We start from the raw sequence: 18,719 nt of genomic DNA on the forward strand, positions 1-18,719 counted from the left end.
AGTGAGACTTTAGCGGATTCCCCGCTCCCGAGCGAATCGGGGGCTGCGTCCTTTCGAACGCGGATTCCTCATTCCGTAAATACACATGCCGATGACACGACGGCAGACGAATTGCACGACTGTCGTCGAGTAGCGGTTGATACCTACGGAGTGGCTGTCCGGGGACCGACCGGAGTCGGCTCTCACGTCGGACAACTCGGAGAACACTACGGATCCAGTCGGGGTGTGTCAACTCGCTGCGGGAGGGGCGCCGGGGGCGTAGCCTGTTCGGCATGACTACGCGTACGTACACCCAGCAGTGGTGGCCCGCCTGACGGCGGCCGCCTCTCACGTACGCACGCAACGGCCGCCGCCTCGGCGGCCGTTCTCGTTTCTCCCTCAGGGGTCCTGGGGCCGGCCGTCCGGGGACGGCGGCCACGACCAGGAGATGGAGTGGAGATGACACGGGTCTTCAGCGGGGTCAAGCCGACCGGGCACCTGACGCTCGGGAACTACCTGGGCGCCCTGCGCCGGTGGGCCGAGGTGGACCAGCACCAGGCGGACGCCTTGTTCTGCGTCGTCGATCTGCACGCACTGACCGTGGACCACGACCCGGCGCGCGTGCGCAGGCTCAGCCGGCAGGCGGCGACGCTGCTGCTGGCGTCCGGGCTCGATCCCAGACGGTGCACGGTGTTCGTGCAGAGCCATGTGGACGAGCACGCGCGGCTGTCCTACCTGCTCGAGTGCGTGGCCACCGACGGCGAGATGCGACGGATGATCCAGTACAAGGAGAAGGCCTCGCGCGAGCAGCGGCGGGGCGGGAGCGTACGGCTGTCGCTGCTGACGTATCCGGCGCTGATGGCGGCGGACATCCTGGCGTACGACACGGACGAGGTGCCGGTCGGGGAGGACCAGACGCAGCACGTGGAGCTGGCCCGGGATCTGGCGGTGCGGTTCAACCATCGGTACGGGCACACGTTCGTGGTGCCGAGAGCGACCGCTCCGAAGGTGGCGGCGCGGGTGATGAACCTCCAGGACCCGATGTCGAAGATGGGGAAGTCGGACGACTCCGGGCCGGGCATCGTCTATCTGCTGGACGAGCCGGAGGTGGTGCGCAAGAAGGTCATGCGGGCCGTGACCGACAGCGGGCAGGACGTCGTCTACGACCGGGAGGAGCGGCCGGGCGTCGCGAACCTGCTGGAGATCCTGGCCGCCTGCGAGGGCGGGGACCCGGAGGGCCTGAGTGGTGGCTATGCGTCGTACGGCGCTTTGAAGAAGGACACCGCGGAGGCCGTCGTCGAGGCTCTCAGGCCGATGCAGGAACGGCACCGGGAGCTGTGTGCGGATCCCGGTTATGTGGACGGGGTGTTGCGGGCGGGTGCGGAGAAGGCCAGGGGGATGGCGCGGCCGACGGTGGACGCGGCGTACCGGGCGATCGGGCTGTTGCCCGCCTGAAGGGGCCCGGAAGGGGCCGGCCCGGGCGGCGGCCGCCGCCCGGGCGCCGGAGGGTCAGTTGTTGCCGGAGGCCAGCTCGCGGCTGCGGTCGCGGGCGGCTTCCAGTGCGGCGATGAGGGCGGCGCGTACTCCGTGCTTCTCCAGTTCGCGGATCGCGTTGATCGTCGTGCCGGCCGGGGAGGTGACGTTCTCGCGGAGTCTCACGGGGTGTTCCCCGCTGTCGCGGAGCATCACGGCGGCGCCGATGGCGGACTGGACGATCAGCTCGTGGGCCTTGTCGCGGGGCAGGCCCAGGAGGATTCCGGCGTCGGTCATGGCCTCGACCAGGTAGAAGAAGTACGCCGGGCCCGAGCCCGAGAGGGCCGTGCAGGCGTCCTGCTGCGACTCGGGGACGCGGAGCGTCTTGCCGACGGCGCCGAAGATCTCCTCGGCGTGGGCGAGGTGGTCGGCGGTGGCGTGGGTGCCGGCGGAGATGACGGACATGGCCTCGTCGACGAGGGCGGGGGTGTTCGTCATGACCCGGACGACGGGGGTGCCCGCGGCCAGGCGCTCCTCGAAGAAGGAGGTGGGGATGCCCGCCGCGCCGCTGATGACCAGGCGGTCGGCGGGGATGTGCGGGGCGAGTTCGTCGAGGAGGGTTCCCATGTCCTGGGGCTTGACCGTGAGGATCAGGGTGTCGGCGGTCTTGGCTGCATCCGGGTTGGTGACCGGGGTGACTCCGTGGCGGGCACGGAGTTCCTCGGCGCGTTCGGGGCGGCGGGCGGTGACCAGGAGGTCGGAGGGGGCCCAACCGGCCCGGATCATTCCGCTGAGCAGGGCTTCGCCGATCTTGCCGGTGCCGAGGACTGCGACTTTCTGGCTCATGGAACTCATCCTCGCACCGGCGCTGCGCGCGGGGGTGCGTTGTCCGTCAGACGGAACGGCGGGGCGGGCGGCGCCCGTGTGTCGCGCGGGGGCTATGCCGTGCGCCGCCGGAGGGTCGCCGCTCCCAGGCCCAGGACCAGCAGGGCGCAGCCGGCCACGATCAGTACGTCCCGGACGAAGGTGGCCGTGACGTCGCTGTGGCGCACGACCTGGTTCATGCCGTCGACGGCGTAGGACATGGGCAGGACGTCGGAGATGGCCTCCAGGACGGGGTGCATGCGGTCGCGCGGGGTGAACAGGCCGCAGAGCAGGAGCTGGGGGAAGATCACGGCCGGCATGAACTGGACCGCCTGGAACTCGGAGGCGGCGAAGGCGGAGACGAAGAGGCCGAGGGCCGTGCCGAGCAGTGCGTCGAGGAGGGCTACCAGGAGGAGGAGCCATGCGGAGCCGGTCACCTTCAGGCCGAGGACCCAGAGCGCCAGGCCGGTGGCGAGGGCGGACTGGACGATCGCGAGGGCGCCGAAGGCGAGGGCGTAGCCGGCGATGAGGTCGCCCTTGCCGAGGGGCATGGCGAGGAGGCGTTCGAGGGTGCCGGAGGTGCGTTCGCGCAGCGTGGCGATCGAGGTCACCAGGAACATCGTGATGAGCGGGAAGATGCCGAGCAGCGAGGCGCCGATGTTGTCGAAGGTGCGCGGACTGCTGTCGAAGACGTAGCGCAGCAGGACCAGCATGACGCAGGGGACCAGGAGCATCAGGGCGATGGTGCGCGGGTCGTGGCGGAGCTGGCGCAGTACGCGGGCCGCGGTGGCGGTGGTGCGGGCGGCGCTGAGGGCGCGGGTCGGGGCGGGGGCCGCGGTGAGGGCGGTGGCGGTGCTGGTCATCGTGCTGTCTCCTTGGCGCGGCCTGCGGCGACCGCCTCGTCCACGAGGTGCAGGAAGGCCGCTTCGACGGTCTCGGTGCCGGTGCGGGTGCGGAGCGCCTGCGGGGTGTCCTCGGCGAGGATGCGGCCCTCGCGCATGAGGAGGAGGCGGTGGCAGCGCTCGGCCTCGTCCATGACGTGGGAGGAGACGAGGAGGGTGGTGCCGCGGGTGGCGGCGATGTCGTGGAAGAGGTTCCACAGGTCGCGGCGCAGCACGGGGTCGAGGCCGACCGTGGGCTCGTCGAGGACGAGCAGTTCGGGGGTGCCGAGGAGGGCGACCGCGAGGGAGACGCGGCTGCGCTGGCCGCCGGAGAGGTTGCCGGCGAGGGCGTCGGCGTGGCTGGTGAGGTCGACGTCGGCGATGGCTCGGGTGACGTTGTCGTGCCGGCGTTCGGCCGCGGCGTGGCCCGGGTCGAGGACGGCGGCGAAGTAGTCGAGGTTCTGCCGGACGGTCAGGTCGTCGTAGACGGAGGGGTGCTGGGTGACGTAGCCGATGCGGGTGCGCAGGGCGGGGTGGCCGGCCGGGAGGCCGAGGACGTCCAGGGTGCCGGTGACGTTGGCCTGGGTGCCGACGATGGCGCGCATGAGGGTCGACTTGCCGCAGCCGGAGGGGCCGAGCAGGCCGGTGATCCGGCCGCGGGGGACGGTGAAGTCCAGGCCGTGCAGGACGGTGCGGGGGCCGCGGACGGCGGTGAGGCCCTCCGCATGGACGGCGTGGGCGTCGTAGCCGTCGTAGGCGGCGTGGGTGTGCGGGTCCGGTGGCCGGGAGGGGTCGTCGGCATTATTCATCATGCGATGATTAACGCGCGTCACGGCAGCCGCGTCAAGGGGTGCCGTGGAGGTGATGGGGGGTCAGGGCTTGGTGGCGACGAGGAGGAGGACGTCGTAGGTCTCCTCGACGACGCCGTCGGGGAAGACGTTCAGCAGGTGGTCGCGCTCGGCGGCGAGGAAGGCGGTCTTGCGTTCCTCGGGGCAGACCAGGAAGACCGAGTGGCTGGCGATGTTGGCGAGGTGGGTGTCGAGGGGGACGCGGCGGCTCCAGCGCACCTCGCGGCGGGTGAAGTCGAGGCGGCCACTGGGGTCGGCCAACTCGGTGCGGGCGGCGCGCTGCTTCTCGGCGGGGACGTCGATGCCGAAGAAGCGGCCGACGCGGCGGCCGGCCTCGGCGATCCACTCGATGTCGAGGGCGTCGGTGTTCCACCACAGCGCGAGCGCACCGCCGGGGCGCAGGACCCGCAGGGCCTCCGGCACGGACCGGGTGGTGTCGGTCCAGTGCCAGGCCTGGGCGTAGGTGAGGAGGTCGGCGGAGGCGTCGGCGAGCGGCAGGGCGTCGCCGTTGCCGCGCACGATCGGGATGCGGGGGTGGGCCTGGCGGAACTGGGCGGCCATGCCCTCGCCGGGTTCGACGGCCAGCACCTCGGCGCCGCGCTGGTGCAGGAGGGCGGTCGCGATGCCCGTACCGGCGCCGATGTCCGCGACGCGCGCACCGGCGAGGGGGCGGCCGGCCAGTTCCTCGACGGCGTCCAGAAGCGCGGGCGGGTAGGAGGGCCGGTTGGCGGCGTACTGGGCGGCGGCGGCGTTGAAGGAGTGGGCCCGTGCGGAGCGGAGGGGCACGGAGCCGTGCGCGGACGACGACGATGCCTGGGGCGAGGGGGATGTGTGGGGCGACGGGGATGCGGTCATACCGCCATGATCTGGCGGTGGCGCGGCCGTGGACAGCGTTTTTCCCTGGCGGGCGCCGGGCGCGAGCGGGGACCTTCTGCGGGCGGGCCGGTCAGGAGCGGTGGCGCTTCTTCGACGGGTTGCCCGAGCGCCGGCCGGCCCGGCGTACGTGGCGCTCGCGGGCCTCCTGGTACTCCCGGCGGTGCAGGCTCTCGCCGGGGGCCTCGATGAGGGAGCGGAAGAAGTAGGCGAGCAGGGAGCCGATGAAGCCGATCGCGAGCAGGCCGCGCAGGGAGGCCTGGCGCTCGGGGTCGGGGCGCTTGGTGAAGCCGTCCCAGGTGTGCCGGAAGGCGAGCGCGCTGCACACGGCGAACATGACGACCACCAGCAGCGTGACGAAGGCGCCGGAGCCGGCGATCTGGAGCCCCTCGTAGGCGAAGCGGAGCACGAAGCACGCGGCCGCGGCGGCCAGCAGCGAACCGACGCCGACGCCCGCGCGGCGCGCCGCGTACCCCTCGTCGTGGTTCACCCAGCTGGTTTTGAAGAAACGCAGGGGCTCGGGCCGGGGGCCGCCGGAGCCGGCGGGGGCCGTGGAGCCCGCGGTGGTGTCCGGGGTGCCGTTCTCGTCGCTCACGGGACGATTATGGCTCCGCCGCGGCCGCGGGCTCGGGGCGGGCTCAGGCGCAGCGGGGGGCTACGTAGCCGTCGCTGCCGGTGTGCACGTAGGCGTCCGAGACGAACTGGCCGTTGCCGATGTTGTCCCAGATGTTCGACGTGCCGTAGTAGCCGGAGACCGTGGTCCCCGGTGTCTGGCAGTAGACGGGCACCTGTGCGCCCTCGGGCAGGACCCGGACGAGGCTGTAGCCGGTACCGGGGCCGCTGCGGACGTTGAGGCGGACGCCGGGGGCGACCGGGTAGTAGTGCACGGCCGCTGCCGTGGCCTGCGTCTCGGTCTCCTGCTCCGCGCCGTCGTCTCTGACGTCCTCGACACGCTCGACAGACATGCGAACCCTCCCCCGTCGAGCCCCATGGCCGTCATGGGGCTTCGTGGACCGCCTGGTTTTCCTTGGACCGTGCGATCGTGATCGCGCCATGGGACGCATGTACGCGACTCGCACGCGAACGCTAGCAAGCCGCCTCGGTCCTGTCCGAGTCTTCGACTAGGCTCCGTGCGTCGCGCGCGCGGACGAACAGCACGGGGGTGGTCCATGACGCCACAGCGCAACACCGGAGCGGGCGCGGAAGCGGAACTTCCGGAATACGCCGGGCACTACCGCCTGGAGTCGTGCCTCGGCTCGGGCGGCATGGGCGTGGTGCACCTGGCCCGCAGCACCTCGGGTCTGAAGCTGGCGGTGAAGGTCGTGCACGCCGAGTTCGCCAAGGACCCCGAGTTCAGGGGGCGTTTCCGGCAGGAGGTGGCGGCGGCCCGGCGGGTCAGCGGAGCCTTCACCGCGCCGGTCGTGGACGCCGACCCGGGGGCCGAGCGACCGTGGATGGCCACCCTGTTCATTCCCGGCCACACGCTGTCCGAGCAGGTGAAGCAGCACGGTCCGATGGCCCCGGCCCAACTGCGTCGGCTGATGGCCGGACTCGCCGAGGCGCTGCGCGACATCCACCGGGTGGGTGTGGTCCACCGGGACCTCAAGCCGAGCAACGTGCTGCTCGCCGAGGACGGGCCCAAGGTCATCGACTTCGGCATCTCGCGGCCGAAGGACAGCGAACTGCGCACGGAGACCGGCAAGTTGATCGGTACGCCACCGTTCATGGCGCCCGAGCAGTTCCGGCGGCCCCGGGAGGTCGGTCCGGCGGCGGACATCTTCGCGCTGGGCTCGGTGCTGGTGCACGCGGCGACCGGGCGGGGGCCGTTCGACTCCGACAGCCCCTACGTCGTCGCCTACCAGGTCGTGCACGACGAGCCGGACCTGACCGGTGTGCCGGAGGACCTGGCGCCACTGGTGCTGCGCTGTCTCGCCAAGGAGCCCGAGGCCCGGCCCACCCCGGACGAGTTGATGCGGGAACTGCGGGCGGTGGCGGCGTCGTACGACACCCAGGCCTTCGTGCCGGATCAGCGGGCGAGCGGTCCGCCTCGGCCGGAGCCCGAGCCCGTCGCCGGACGGGCGGCGCAGTGGGGTCTCCTGCGGCGCCTGCGCACACGGACCGCCCTGGTGGCCGGGGCACTCGGGGTGCTCGTGGCGGGTGCCTTCGGCTCGGTCCAGCTGCTCGGCGACGACGGCCCCACGGCCTCCGGCACCACGCCTCGAACCACGCCCGCCGGGTTCGAGGCGTGGCAGGAGAAGCCGGTGTCGGGGCAGCCGGGGGTACCGCAGTGCTCGTTCGGCACCGGCAGGTTGTTCTGCGCGCGCTCCGGCGTGGTCTTCGCCCTCGATCCGGCCGACGGCGCGGTGCTGTGGCGGCGTTCCATCACCGGGTCCGGCAGGCTGACGCCCGTGCTCTCGGGTGGCCTGGTGCACGTGGCCACGGCGGACGGCCGGCGTCTGGCTGCGCTCGATCCCGCGTCGGGGAGGACGCGCCGGGAGCGGGACGTGCCCGCCCGGAGCGGGCGGGTGTTCGCAGGCGACATGCTCCTGCTCGCCCGTGCCGACGGGACGGTCACCGGCGTGGGCAGTGCCTCGGGCTCGACCCGGTGGAGCCGGCGGATCGCGGGCTACAGCCTGCCGTCCCTCGCCTCGTTCCCCGGGAACCCGTCGGCGTATGCGACGAGCACCTCCGACGACGGGACCCGTACGCAGATCAGCGCCGTGGACCCCGGCACCGGCACCGTGCGCTGGGAGGCGCGGCTGCGGGGGTACCTGACGCCGGTCGGCGCCCGGGGCGGATCCGTCTTCCTGCTCGAACTCGACAGGGTCACCGGAGACGCGAAGGCGGTCGTCCGGTACACGAGCGCCTCCCGCGAGACGCGCCGGGTCGCGCTGCCCGTACGTCTCCAGGGTGCGCAGGCCGGCGTACGGGGCGGCGTCGTGAACCTCATGGCGTCCGGTGGGGCGTTGGAAGCGGTGGACATGGACGCGGGAAAGCAGCTGTGGCACCTGGAGTCGGCGGTGAGCCGCGGCTCGGCACCGGTCTCGGACGGCCGGCATGTCTACGTGGTCGCCGCCGACGGGCGGCTGCTCGCCGTGGACGCCCGTACGGGACGACTCGTCGGGCAGACACCGCCACGGCTCGGCGCCCACGCGGACAAGGTCGCGGGCGACTTGGCACCGCCCGTCCTCGCCGCCGGTCACGTCTACGCCGGCGCGCCCGACGGCACCGTCTTCGCCGTGGACGGACGGGACCCGGCGAGCTGGTGACGTGCGGCAAAGGCCGCCCCCATGAGGGAGCGGCCCTTGCCGTCGGGCGGGCGGGGGTCAGCCCAGCTTGGTCACGTCCCGGACCGCGCCCTTGTCCGCGCTGGTCGCCATCGCGGCGTAGGCGCGCAGGGCGGCGGAGATCTTGCGGTCGCGGTTCCGGGGGGCGTAGGTGCCGTTCAGGGCCTGCTCGCGGCGGGAGAGTTCCTGCTCGTCCACCAGGAGTTCGATGGTGCGGTTCGGGATGTCGATGCGGATGCGGTCGCCGTCCTCGACGAGTGCGATCGTGCCGCCGGAGGCCGCCTCGGGGGAGGCGTGGCCGATGGACAGGCCCGAGGTGCCGCCGGAGAAGCGGCCGTCGGTGACCAGGGCGCAGGCCTTGCCCAGGCCGCGGCCCTTCAGGTACGAGGTCGGGTAGAGCATCTCCTGCATGCCGGGACCGCCCTTGGGGCCCTCGTAGCGGATGACGACGACGTCGCCCTCCTTGACCTGCTGGGTGAGGATCTTCTGGACGGCCTCCTCCTGCGACTCGCAGACGACCGCCGGGCCCTCGAAGGTCCAGATCGACTCGTCCACGCCCGCCGTCTTCACCACGCAGCCGTCGACGGCCAGGTTGCCCCTGAGGACGGCCAGGCCGCCGTCCTTGGAGTACGCGTGCTCGGCGCTGCGGATGCAGCCGTTCTCGGCGTCCTCGTCCAGGGCCTCCCAGCGCTCCGACTGGGAGAAGGCCTCGGCGGACCTCTCGCACCCGGGCGCCGCGTGCCACAGTTCCACCGCCTCGGGGGACGGGGAGCCGCCGCGGACGTCCCAGGTCTTCAGCCAGTCCGCCAGGGACGGGCTGTGCACCGCGTGCACGTCCTCGTTCAGCAGGCCCGCGCGGTGCAGTTCGCCGAGCAGGGCGGGGATGCCGCCGGCGCGGTGCACGTCCTCCATGTAGTACGTGCGGTTCTTGGCGACGTTGGGCGCCACCTTCGCCAGGCACGGGACCCGGCGGGAGACCGCGTCGATCTGCTCCAGGCCGAAGGGGACGCCCGCTTCCTGGGCCGCCGCCAGCAGGTGCAGGATCGTGTTCGTGGAGCCGCCCATCGCGATGTCCAGGGCCATCGCGTTCTCGAAGGCCTGGAAGGTGGCGATGGAGCGCGGCAGGACCGTGTCGTCGTCCTGCTCGTAGTAGCGGCGGGTGAGGTCCATGACCGTGCGGGCCGCGTCCTCGTACAGCGCCCTGCGGGCGGTGTGGGTGGCGAGCACCGAGCCGTTGCCCGGCAGGGAGAGGCCGATCGCCTCGGTCAGGCAGTTCATCGAGTTGGCGGTGAACATGCCGGAACAGCTGCCGCAGGTCGGACAGGCGTTCTCCTCGATACGGAGGATGTCCTCGTCGGAGATCTTGTCGTTGACGGCTTCGGACATCGCGTCGACCAGGTCGAGGGTGCGGACGGTGCCGTCGACCAGGGTGGCGCGGCCGGCCTCCATGGGGCCGCCGGAGACGAAGACCGTCGGGATGTTCAGGCGCAGGGCCGCCATCAGCATGCCCGGGGTGATCTTGTCGCAGTTGGAGATGCAGACCAGGGCGTCGGCGCAGTGGGCCTCGACCATGTACTCGACGCTGTCGGCGATCAGGTCGCGGGAGGGCAGCGAGTACAGCATGCCGCCGTGGCCCATCGCGATGCCGTCGTCGACCGCGATGGTGTTGAACTCGCGCGGGATGCCGCCCGCCTCCTTGACCGCCTCGCTGACGATCCGGCCGACCGGCGCCAGGTGGGTGTGGCCGGGCACGAACTCGGTGAAGCTGTTGGCGATGGCGATGATCGGCTTCCGGCCGATGTCCGCACCGGGTACACCGGAGGCGCGCATAAGGGCGCGAGCGCCCGCCATGTTGCGGCCGTGGGTGACTGTGCGGGACCTCAGCTCGGGCATCGTCGCTCGCTCCTTCGGAGAGTTCTGCCTCAGGGTCCTGCCGGGAGGCCGGCAGGCCGTGGCATGGCATGGCATCGTGGCAGAGTTCTGACGGAGTCGAGCGTACGCCGGTCATCCACGGGGCGGGACGCGCTGTCCGGAATGCGGGACGCGTGTCTCGGGGGGCCGGGTGGGCGTGTCTCGGGCAGGCCGCACGGACGTGTGTCGGGCCGCCGGGTCACGGGCCTGCGAGGTGCCTCTGCACGGCCGGTGCCACGCGGGCGATGATCTGCTCCACGTCCGCCGACGCCAGCGGCTCCAGCCTGATCACGTACCGCAGCATCGCGCACCCCACCAGCTGCGCGGCCGCCAGTTCGGCGGTCAGCTCCGCGTCCGGCTGCTCGAGCCGGCCGGCGAGGCGGCGCAGCAGCTGTGAGGCGACCAGGCGGCGGAAGACCGCGGCCGCGGTGTCGTTGTTCACGGCGGAACGGACGATCGCCAGCAGGGGCGTGCGGGTGGTGGGGTTCTCCCAGATGCCGAAGAAGAAGCGGGTCAGGCGTTCGCCGACCACCTCCAGCGGGGCGTCGGCGATCATGTACGACGAGCTCAGGGCGGGCGCGAAGGCCACCTCGATCGCCGCTTCGAACACCTGCTCCTTGGTGCCGAAGTAGTGGTGGACGAGGGCCGAGTCGACTCCGGCCGCCTTGGCGATGCCGCGCACGGACGTCTTCTCGTAGCCGCGCTCGGAGAACTCCTCGCGGGCCGCGGTCAGGATGCGGTCGCGGGTGTCCCCCGCCTCCTCCCGCCGGGGGCGCCCACGGCCCCGGCCGCTCCGGCCGGCCGTGCCGGGTCCGGGGCCGGCGGTGCCGGAGTCGCGGCCGGTCGTGTCGGTCATCGCCGGGGCACCCGCATCGCCGAGGCCAGGTGCAGCCGGGTGAAGGCCAGGGCCTCGGCGAGGTCGGACTCGCGCTCCGCGCTGGACATGGCACGGCGGGTGTTGACCTCGATGACGACATGGCCGTCGAAACCGGAGGTGGCGAGACGTTCCAGCAGCTCGGCGCAGGGCTGGCTGCCGCGGCCGGGCACGAGGTGCTCGTCCTTCGCCGAGCCCTTGCCGTCGGCGAGGTGGACGTGGCCGAGGCGGTCGCCCATGCGCTCGGCCATCCCCAGCGCGTCGGTGCGGGCCGTGGCCGCGTGGCTGAGGTCGATCGTGAAGTGGCGGTAGTCGTCCTTCGTGACGTCCCAGTCGGGGGCGTAGGCGAGCATCTCGCGGTCGCGGTAGCGCCACGGGTACATGTTCTCCACGGCGAACCGCACATCGGTCTCGTTCGCCATCCGCCAGATCCCGTTCACGAAGTCACGGGCATACTGGCGCTGCCAGCGGAACGGCGGGTGTACGACGACGGTGCTCGCGCCGAGCTTCTCCGCGGCCGCGCGGGCGCGCTGGAGCTTGACCCAGGGGTCGGTGGACCACACCCGCTGGGTGATCAGCAGACAGGGGGCGTGCACGGCGAGGATCGGTATCCCGTGGTAGTCGCTGAGCCTGCGCAGCGCGTCGATGTCCTGACTGACCGGGTCGGTCCACACCATCACCTCGACGCCGTCGTAGCCGAGGCGCGCGGCGATCTCGAAGGCCGTCGCTGTCGACTCCGGATACACGGAGGCCGTCGACAGGGCGACCTTCGCATCCGGGATGCGCACGACGGGTTCCACCACGAGGGACAGGTTACGGGGTGCGGTTGGGTGACGCGGGGTGGCTGTTCGCGGGTGAGGTGTATGTCTCCATGCCGACCCCGGTGCCCATGCCGACCCCGGTCTCCACGCCACGGCCGGTCTCTACGCCGACCCCATGTGATCCAGGCGCCTGAGGATGACTCCCTCTCGCAGCGCCCAGGGGCAGATCTCCAGCCGTTCCACGCCGAAGAGGTCCATCGCGCCCTCGGCGACCAGGGCGCCGGCCAGTAGCTGGCCCGCGCGGCCGTCGGAGACTCCGGGCAGCTCGGCGCGCTCGTCGGTCGTCATGGCGGCCAGGCGCGGCACCCACGCCTCCAGGGACTCCCGCTTCAGCTCGCGCTGGACGTAGAGGCCCTCGGTGGAGCGGGCCGCCCCGGCGATGCGGGCGAGCTGGCGGAACGTCTTGGAGGTGGCGACCACGTGGTCCGGGGCGCCGAAGCGGGTGAACTCGCCGACCGTCCGCGCGATCTCCGCGCGCACATGGCGGCGCAGTGCCCTGACGTCCTCCGGGTCGGGCGGGTCGCCGTGCAGCCGGCCGGCGGTGAGGCGGCCCGCGCCGAGCGGCAGCGACACGGCCGCGTCGGGGTCCTCGTCGATGCCGTACGCGATCTCCAGTGAGCCGCCGCCGATGTCCAGGACCAGCAGCTTCCCGGCGGACCAGCCGAACCAGCGGCGGGCGGCGAGGAAGGTGAGGCGCGCCTCCTCCTCGCCGCTGAGCACCTGGAGCTCGACGCCGGTCTCGGCCCGCACGCGGGCGAGGACGTCGTCGGCGTTCCCGGCCTCGCGCACGGCGGAGGTCGCGAACGGCAGCAGGTCCTCCACGCCCTTGTCCTCGGCGGCCTGGAGCGCGTCCTGGACCACGGCGATCAGCCTGTCGACGCCATCGGGGCCGATCGCGCCCTCCCCGTCGAGGAGCTGGGCGAGCCGCAGCTCCACCTTGTGCGAGTGCGCGGGCAGCGGGCGTGCGCCGGGGTGCGCGTCGACCACCAGCAGATGCACCGTGTTCGAACCCACGTCGAGGACACCGAGTCTCATGTACGGAACGCTACTGCCACCCGCGCCGCGCTCCACCCCGGATGCCCGGTCCGGCTCCGCCCCGGATGCCCGGTCCGGCTCCGCCCCGGATGCCCGGTCCGGCTCCGCCGCGGGCACCTGGTCCGGCTCCGCACCAGGTGTCCGGTCCGCGGCGGTCCCGGCGCGGGTGCCGGGCGATTTACTCTGGACGCGTGCCAAAGACGAAAAAGGCGAAGACCGATAAATCGGCGGCCTCCGCGGGCTCGGGGAAGCCGGCGAAAGCCGTGTTGCCGGAGCCGAAGCGGAAGAAGCACTCGGAGCCCGACGAGAAGGGGCTGGACTTCGCACGGGCGTGGGTGGAGTTCCCGGACCCCGCGGACGACGAGCAGGTCTTCCGCTGTGATCTGACATGGCTGACCTCTCGCTGGAACTGCATCTTCGGCAGCGGCTGCCAGGGCATCCAGGAGGGCCGCGCGGACGACGGGTGCTGCACGCTGGGCGCCCACTTCTCCGACGAGGACGACGAGCAGCGCGTCGCCGAGCACGTGGCCAGGCTCACACCGGACATCTGGCAGAACCACGCCGAGGGCACGGAGAGCGGCTGGGTGACCGAGGACGAGGAGGGTTCCCGGCAGACCCGCCCCTTCCAGGGGTCGTGCATCTTCCAGAACCGGCCCGGTTTCCCCGGCGGCATGGGCTGCTCGCTGCACATCCTGGCGCTCCGGGAGGGCCGGGAGCCGCTGGAGACCAAGCCGGACGTGTGCTGGCAGTTGCCGATCCGGCGGACCTTCGAGTGGATCGACCGCCCCGACGACACGCGGGTGCTCCAGGTGTCGATCGGTGAGTACGACCGCCGGGGCTGGGGTCCGGGCGGCCACGACCTGCACTGGTGGTGCACCTCGGCGACGTCGGCGCACGGCGCGGGCGAGCCCGTGTACGTCTCCTACCGGGCGGAGCTGACCGAGCTGATGGGCAAGGCCGGCTACGACCGCCTGGTCGAGCTGTGCGAGGAACGGCTGGCCTCGCGGCGTCCGCTGTCGGCACCGCATCCGGCGGATCCCGCCTGATTCCGTCCGGGCCCGCTGGTCCCGTCCGGTCCCGCCTCATCCCGCGGGCCGTACACCCGGCTTCCGGCTAAGGCCTGTCCGGCCGGCTCGGCGCGCCGCCGCCGCTGTCCGGTGGCGGGGTGGGGCCGTCCGGGCCGGACGGTGACGATCCGGTGGGCGTCGGGGCCGGGGTGGACGACGGCCCGGGCGACGAGGACGGGGGGTCGCTCGGCGTCGGGCTGGAGGGGCTCGTGGGGGCCGTCTGCGTGGGTGTCGGGTGCGGGGCGGTGGGCGGGGGCGGGTCGGCCGGGTGCGTGGCGGCCGGGGCGGAGGGGCGAGGCGCCGTGCCGTAGCCGTCGATGGAGACCACGGCTCCGGCGGGTGCGATCGCCACCCGCGCGCTCCAGTGGCCGGACGGTTCGCGCAGATGGTCCACGTACACCTTGATCGTCAACGACTCGCCCGGCCTCAGGGTTCCCGAGGAACGGCTCAGGTAGAGCCAGGGCGCGCCCGTGGACGCCGACCAGTGGACCGGCGCCGCACCGGACGCGGTCAGGGTGACGAGTGTGGTGTCGCCGGCGCCGGTGGCGGTCACGGCCAGGTGGCCGGCCTTGTTCCCGGCGCCGCCGCCCCGGACGCTCACGACCTCCACGGAGACATCGGGCCTCGCCCCGCCGAAGCCGGCGTCGGGTCCGGGGCGGGCGTTGCCCGCGTTCTCGTAGCCGTCGCCGGTCTCCTCGCCGGCCAGGGCCCCGTGGTCGTGGGCCTCGCGCGCGGTGGCCGACGGGCCGCCCTGTCCCTCGCTGGTCGGGGTGCCCCGGTAGGCGGCCCACAGGGCCAGTACGGGAGCGGCGACGACCGTGGCGACCACCGTCGTCGTGACGGCACGCGCGCGCAGACGGTCCCTGCGGGCCGCACGGTCCTTGGGGTCCATCGGGAAGCCGCGCCGGTCGAAGCGGGGAGCGGCGCCCCGCGCGCGCGGGTGGTGCGCCATGGCGGCGTGCAGAGCCGTGCGGGGGGCCTGAAGGACGGGCAGCTCGGCGGGGGTGACGCTGGAGCCGGGCCACCGGCCGGGGATCGCGCGCTCGGCGGTACGGCGGCAGCGCGGACAGTCGTCGACGTGCCGGACGAGCTCGCGCCGCAGCGCCGCGCTGAGCACGAGCGGGCTGTCTCCGGTGAGCGCGCTCACGCCCGGGCAGCCGCCGGTCTCGACGACGGCGAGCGCCGCGCGGGTGCGCTCCACCTCGCAGGCCGCGGAGGCGAGCAGTTCGCGGGCGGCGGCGAGGTCCATGCCGAGGACCGCGGCGACCTCGTGGCCGGCGAGGTGGTGGCGTACGGCGAGTTCGAGGGCCTCGCGCTGCTCGGGGCTGGTGCCGGCGGCCTCGGGCCAGGCCAGCAGGGCCAGTTCGCGCCGCCGCTGCTCCTGGACGTCCTCGGGAAGGGGCGCGGCGGGCGGTGCGGACGGGGTGGCCCGGCCCGTGCCCTGCCGCCCGTTCGTTCCCTGCGGCCCGCCGCCCGTGGTCTGCTGCCCGCCCGCGCCGCGGCGGTCGGCCGTGCCCTGGCCGGTGCCGGGCCCCTGCCGCGAGCCGGGGCCCCGCCCGTCGTCGGCGTGGCGGCCCGCGGCGTGCGTGGCCTGACGTTTCTGCTTGGCCTCGGCCAGCTTGCGCAGGCACGCCCAGCGGGCCAGCGCGTACAGCCACGCCCGCCGGTCCTGCGGACTCGGCACGACGCGCTGCCCGCGCCGCTCGGCGAACGTCAGCGCGTCCGCGAGGGCGGCGGTCGCCGTGTCGTGGTCGCACAGCACGGACAGGCAGTAGGTGAACAGGCCGTCGAGATGCGGCTCATAGCGTGCGGGCGGGTGCTGCGCCAGTGTGCGCGCGGCAGCGCGGTCGCGCGCCTCGCGGTGCGCCCGGTGCGCACCGGTCGTACGGGTCGAGGTCTCCGGACTGCTGCTCATCACCCGTGCGACCGTAGGCGGCGAGGGTTCGTCCGTTCTTCCCCGTTGCGCACTTTTAATCCGTACGGGTGAAACGATCCCTCATAAGAGCACAGGAACCTTCCGCGGTCTTCCGCCGCGCGTCCGGGGCGGCCGGGGCCCCTGGTTGTCAGTGCCTGCGGCTACGGTTTCCCGCATGGCTGCCCGTACGAAGACCACCAAGGACCGCCCGTCCTACCGCTGCACCGAATGCGGCTGGCAGACGGCCAAGTGGCTCGGCCGCTGCCCCGAGTGCCAGGCCTGGGGCACGATCGAGGAGTACGGCGCGCCCGCGGTCCGTACGACGACACCCGGCCGGGTCACCACCTCTGCCCTGCCCATCGGCCAGGTCGACGGCCGCCAGGCCACCGCACGCTCCACCGGCGTGCCCGAGCTCGACCGCGTCCTCGGCGGCGGGCTCGTGCCCGGTGCCGTCGTCCTCCTCGCGGGCGAACCCGGCGTCGGCAAGTCCACGCTGCTGCTGGACGTGGCCGCCAAGGCGGCGAGCGACGAGCACCGCACGCTCTACGTCACGGGCGAGGAGTCCGCGAGCCAGGTCCGGCTGCGCGCCGACCGCATCGGCGCCATCGACGACCATCTGTACCTGGCCGCCGAGACCGACCTGGCCGCCGTCCTCGGCCACCTGGACGCGGTGAAGCCCTCGCTGCTCGTCCTGGACTCGGTGCAGACGGTGGCCTCCCCGGAGATCGACGGCGCGCCCGGCGGCATGGCGCAGGTGCGGGAGGTGGCGGGGGCGCTGATCCGCGCCTCCAAGGACCGCGGGATGTCCACCCTGCTCGTGGGCCATGTCACCAAGGACGGCGCGATCGCGGGCCCGCGCCTGCTGGAGCACCTGGTGGACGTGGTGCTGCACTTCGAGGGCGACCGGCACGCGCGCCTGCGTCTGGTCCGGGGGGTCAAGAACCGCTACGGCGCGACGGACGAGGTGGGCTGCTTCGAGCTGCACGACGAGGGGATCACGGGCCTGGCCGATCCCAGCGGCCTGTTCCTGACCCGCCGCGACGAGCCGGTGCCGGGCACCTGCCTGACGGTGACCCTGGAGGGCCGCCGCCCCCTGGTCGCCGAGGTCCAGGCGCTCACCGTCGACTCCCAGATCCCCTCCCCGCGCCGTACCACGTCGGGCCTGGAGACCTCCCGGGTCTCGATGATGCTGGCCGTGCTGGAGCAGCGGGGCCGGATCAGCGCGCTGGGCAAGCGGGACATCTACTCCGCGACGGTCGGCGGGGTGAAGCTGTCCGAGCCGGCCGCCGACCTCGCCGTCGCCCTCGCCCTGGCGTCCGCGGCGAGCGACACACCGCTGCCGAAGAATCTCGTCGCGATCGGCGAGGTGGGCCTGGCGGGCGAGGTCAGACGGGTCACGGGCGTGCAGCGCCGGCTCGCGGAGGCCCACCGCCTGGGCTTCACGCACGCTCTGGTGCCGGGCGACCCGGGCAAGATCCCGCCGGGCATGAAGGTCCTGGAAGTGGCCGACATAGGGGACGCGCTGCGGGTGCTGCCGCGCTCGCGTCGCCGAGAGGCCCCGCGGGAGCAGGAGGACCGCCGGTAGACTTTGCCCTGGTCTCGCCCGTCCGTACGAACCGAGTGTGCGAAACGGGAGCGCCTGGAGAACCTGCGACCAGTGAGCCCGTGGGGGCGCCCCGGAGGCGAACGAGCATCCAAAAGCGGAGGAGTGCAGTGGCAGCCAACGACCGGGCGGCAGCTCCCGGAAAGTCCGGCGGGAGTTCCGGCGCCGATGGCCTGATGCGCGCCTCACTGAGCGCCGTGGCGCCCGGAACGGCCCTGCGGGACGGTCTGGAGCGGGTGCTCCGCGGCAACACCGGCGGGCTGATCGTGCTCGGCTCGGACAAGACCGTGGAGTCGATGTGCACGGGCGGCTTCGTCCTGGACGTCGAGTTCACGGCGACGCGGCTGCGGGAGCTGTGCAAGCTGGACGGCGGCATCGTGCTGTCCTCGGACCTGTCCAAGATCCTGCGGGCGGGCGTGCAGCTGGTCCCGGACCCCACGATCCCCACGGAGGAGACGGGCACGCGGCACCGCACGGCGGACCGTGTCAGCAAGCAGGTCGGCTTCCCGGTCGTCTCCGTCTCGCAGTCGATGCGGCTGATCGCCCTCTACGTCGACGGCCAGCGCCGGGTCCTGGAGGACTCCGCGGCGATCCTCTCCCGCGCCAACCAGGCCCTGGCCACTCTGGAGCGCTACAAGCTCCGCCTGGACGAGGTGGCGGGCACGCTGTCGGCGCTGGAGATCGAGGACCTGGTGACGGTCCGCGACGTATCGGCGGTCGCGCAGCGCCTGGAGATGGTGCGCCGGATCGCCACCGAGATCGCCGAGTACGTGGTGGAGCTGGGCACCGACGGCCGCCTTCTGGCGCTCCAGCTGGACGAGTTGATCGCGGGCGTGGAGCCCGAGCGCGAGCTGGTCGTGCGGGACTACGTCCCCGAGCCCACGGCCAAGCGCTCCCGCACGGTCGAGGAGGCGCTGGCCGAACTCGACAAGCTCTCCCACGCCGAACTGCTGGAGATGTCCACCGTCGCCCGCGCCCTGGGCTACACCGGCTCGCCGGAGACGCTGGACTCGGCGGTCTCCCCCCGCGGCTTCCGTCTGCTGGCCAAGGTCCCGCGGCTGCCCGGCGCCATCATCGACCGCCTGGTCGAACACTTCGGCGGCCTGCAGAAGCTCCTCGCGGCCAGCGTCGACGACCTCCAGACGGTGGACGGCGTCGGCGAGGCCCGGGCCCGCAGCGTCCGCGAGGGCCTGTCGCGGCTGGCGGAGTCGTCGATCCTGGAGCGGTACGTCTAAGGGGTGTCTCGTCGATCATGCCGGGCTCGCGGCGGAGTCGCGGCCGGCCGGTC

16 protein-coding genes are annotated in these 18,719 nt (G+C 72.9%); 5 read left to right on the top strand and 11 right to left on the bottom strand.

Going from position 1 to position 18,719, the window contains the following annotated elements:
- The first annotated feature begins 438 nt into the window (after nt 1–438).
- The gene (gene trpS, locus R2S09_RS38195) at nt 439–1,434 is read left to right on the top strand and encodes a tryptophan--tRNA ligase (protein ID WP_316745759.1); all 996 of its coding nucleotides are present in this window, start codon (nt 439–441) and stop codon (nt 1,432–1,434) included.
- Nucleotides 1,435–1,488: 54 nt separating this feature from the next.
- On the opposite strand, the gene proC is transcribed toward trpS, so the two are convergent.
- From proC to R2S09_RS38225, 6 genes are all read right to left on the bottom strand, one after another.
- The gene (gene proC / locus R2S09_RS38200) at nt 1,489–2,298 is read right to left on the bottom strand and encodes a pyrroline-5-carboxylate reductase (protein ID WP_306192238.1); all 810 of its coding nucleotides are present in this window, start codon (nt 2,296–2,298) and stop codon (nt 1,489–1,491) included.
- A 92-nt stretch (nt 2,299–2,390) separates the two neighbouring features.
- Entirely contained in the window at nt 2,391–3,179 is a 789-nt protein-coding gene (locus R2S09_RS38205) for an ABC transporter permease (RefSeq protein ID WP_316745762.1), read from the bottom strand.
- Nucleotides 3,176–4,009, bottom strand: coding sequence for an ABC transporter ATP-binding protein (locus R2S09_RS38210; RefSeq protein ID WP_316745764.1), 834 nt, complete (start codon nt 4,007–4,009; stop codon nt 3,176–3,178). Before R2S09_RS38210 ends, R2S09_RS38205 begins: the two co-directional genes overlap by 4 nt.
- A gap of 60 nt (nt 4,010–4,069) precedes the next feature.
- Nucleotides 4,070–4,900 carry a class I SAM-dependent methyltransferase gene (locus R2S09_RS38215; protein WP_316745766.1) on the bottom strand — a complete coding sequence of 277 codons (831 nt, stop codon included), beginning with the start codon at nt 4,898–4,900 and terminating at the stop codon, nt 4,070–4,072.
- Between the two features lie 91 nt (nt 4,901–4,991).
- Complete coding sequence (locus tag R2S09_RS38220; RefSeq protein ID WP_316745768.1) at nt 4,992–5,513, bottom strand: EamA/RhaT family transporter; 522 nt, start codon at nt 5,511–5,513, stop codon at nt 4,992–4,994.
- 43 nt (nt 5,514–5,556) lie between these two features.
- The gene (locus tag R2S09_RS38225; protein ID WP_306192244.1) at nt 5,557–5,883 is read right to left on the bottom strand and encodes an SH3 domain-containing protein; all 327 of its coding nucleotides are present in this window, start codon (nt 5,881–5,883) and stop codon (nt 5,557–5,559) included.
- A 204-nt stretch (nt 5,884–6,087) separates the two neighbouring features.
- On the opposite strand from R2S09_RS38225, the gene R2S09_RS38230 reads away from it, so the two are divergent.
- Nucleotides 6,088–8,187: a serine/threonine-protein kinase gene (locus R2S09_RS38230; protein WP_316745771.1), complete on the top strand. Its 2,100-nt coding sequence runs from the start codon at nt 6,088–6,090 to the stop codon at nt 8,185–8,187.
- Nucleotides 8,188–8,244: 57 nt separating this feature from the next.
- On the opposite strand, the gene ilvD is transcribed toward R2S09_RS38230, so the two are convergent.
- From ilvD to R2S09_RS38250, 4 genes are all read right to left on the bottom strand, one after another.
- Complete coding sequence (ilvD, locus tag R2S09_RS38235; RefSeq protein WP_316745772.1) at nt 8,245–10,098, bottom strand: dihydroxy-acid dehydratase; 1,854 nt, start codon at nt 10,096–10,098, stop codon at nt 8,245–8,247.
- Nucleotides 10,099–10,315: 217 nt separating this feature from the next.
- Complete coding sequence (locus R2S09_RS38240; protein ID WP_306192247.1) at nt 10,316–10,972, bottom strand: TetR/AcrR family transcriptional regulator; 657 nt, start codon at nt 10,970–10,972, stop codon at nt 10,316–10,318.
- Nucleotides 10,969–11,793, bottom strand: coding sequence for a sugar phosphate isomerase/epimerase (locus R2S09_RS38245; RefSeq protein ID WP_316745775.1), 825 nt, complete (start codon nt 11,791–11,793; stop codon nt 10,969–10,971). The genes R2S09_RS38240 and R2S09_RS38245 overlap by 4 nt, the downstream gene beginning before the upstream one ends.
- A gap of 120 nt (nt 11,794–11,913) precedes the next feature.
- Nucleotides 11,914–12,846: a Ppx/GppA phosphatase family protein gene (locus R2S09_RS38250; protein ID WP_316745777.1), complete on the bottom strand. Its 933-nt coding sequence runs from the start codon at nt 12,844–12,846 to the stop codon at nt 11,914–11,916.
- Between the two features lie 191 nt (nt 12,847–13,037).
- On the opposite strand from R2S09_RS38250, the gene R2S09_RS38255 reads away from it, so the two are divergent.
- Entirely contained in the window at nt 13,038–13,892 is an 855-nt protein-coding gene (locus tag R2S09_RS38255) for a hypothetical protein (RefSeq protein WP_372337825.1), read from the top strand.
- A 67-nt stretch (nt 13,893–13,959) separates the two neighbouring features.
- Here R2S09_RS38255 and R2S09_RS38260 read toward each other — a convergent pair whose 3' ends face one another.
- Nucleotides 13,960–15,828, bottom strand: a complete 1,869-nt coding sequence (locus R2S09_RS38260) for a BACON domain-containing protein (RefSeq protein ID WP_316745779.1) — start codon at nt 15,826–15,828, stop codon at nt 13,960–13,962.
- A 175-nt stretch (nt 15,829–16,003) separates the two neighbouring features.
- Here R2S09_RS38260 and radA point away from each other — a divergent pair, with 175 nt between their 5' ends.
- Nucleotides 16,004–17,413, top strand: a complete 1,410-nt coding sequence (gene radA, locus R2S09_RS38265; protein ID WP_306192251.1) for a DNA repair protein RadA — start codon at nt 16,004–16,006, stop codon at nt 17,411–17,413.
- A 128-nt stretch (nt 17,414–17,541) separates the two neighbouring features.
- Entirely contained in the window at nt 17,542–18,666 is a 1,125-nt protein-coding gene (gene disA, locus R2S09_RS38270; RefSeq protein ID WP_030177427.1) for a DNA integrity scanning diadenylate cyclase DisA, read from the top strand.
- The last annotated feature ends 53 nt before the right edge of the window (nt 18,667–18,719 follow it).

It is taken from the genome of Streptomyces sp. MK7 (assembly GCF_032658145.1).
Classification (GTDB): Bacteria; Actinomycetota; Actinomycetes; order Streptomycetales; family Streptomycetaceae; genus Streptomyces; species Streptomyces spiralis.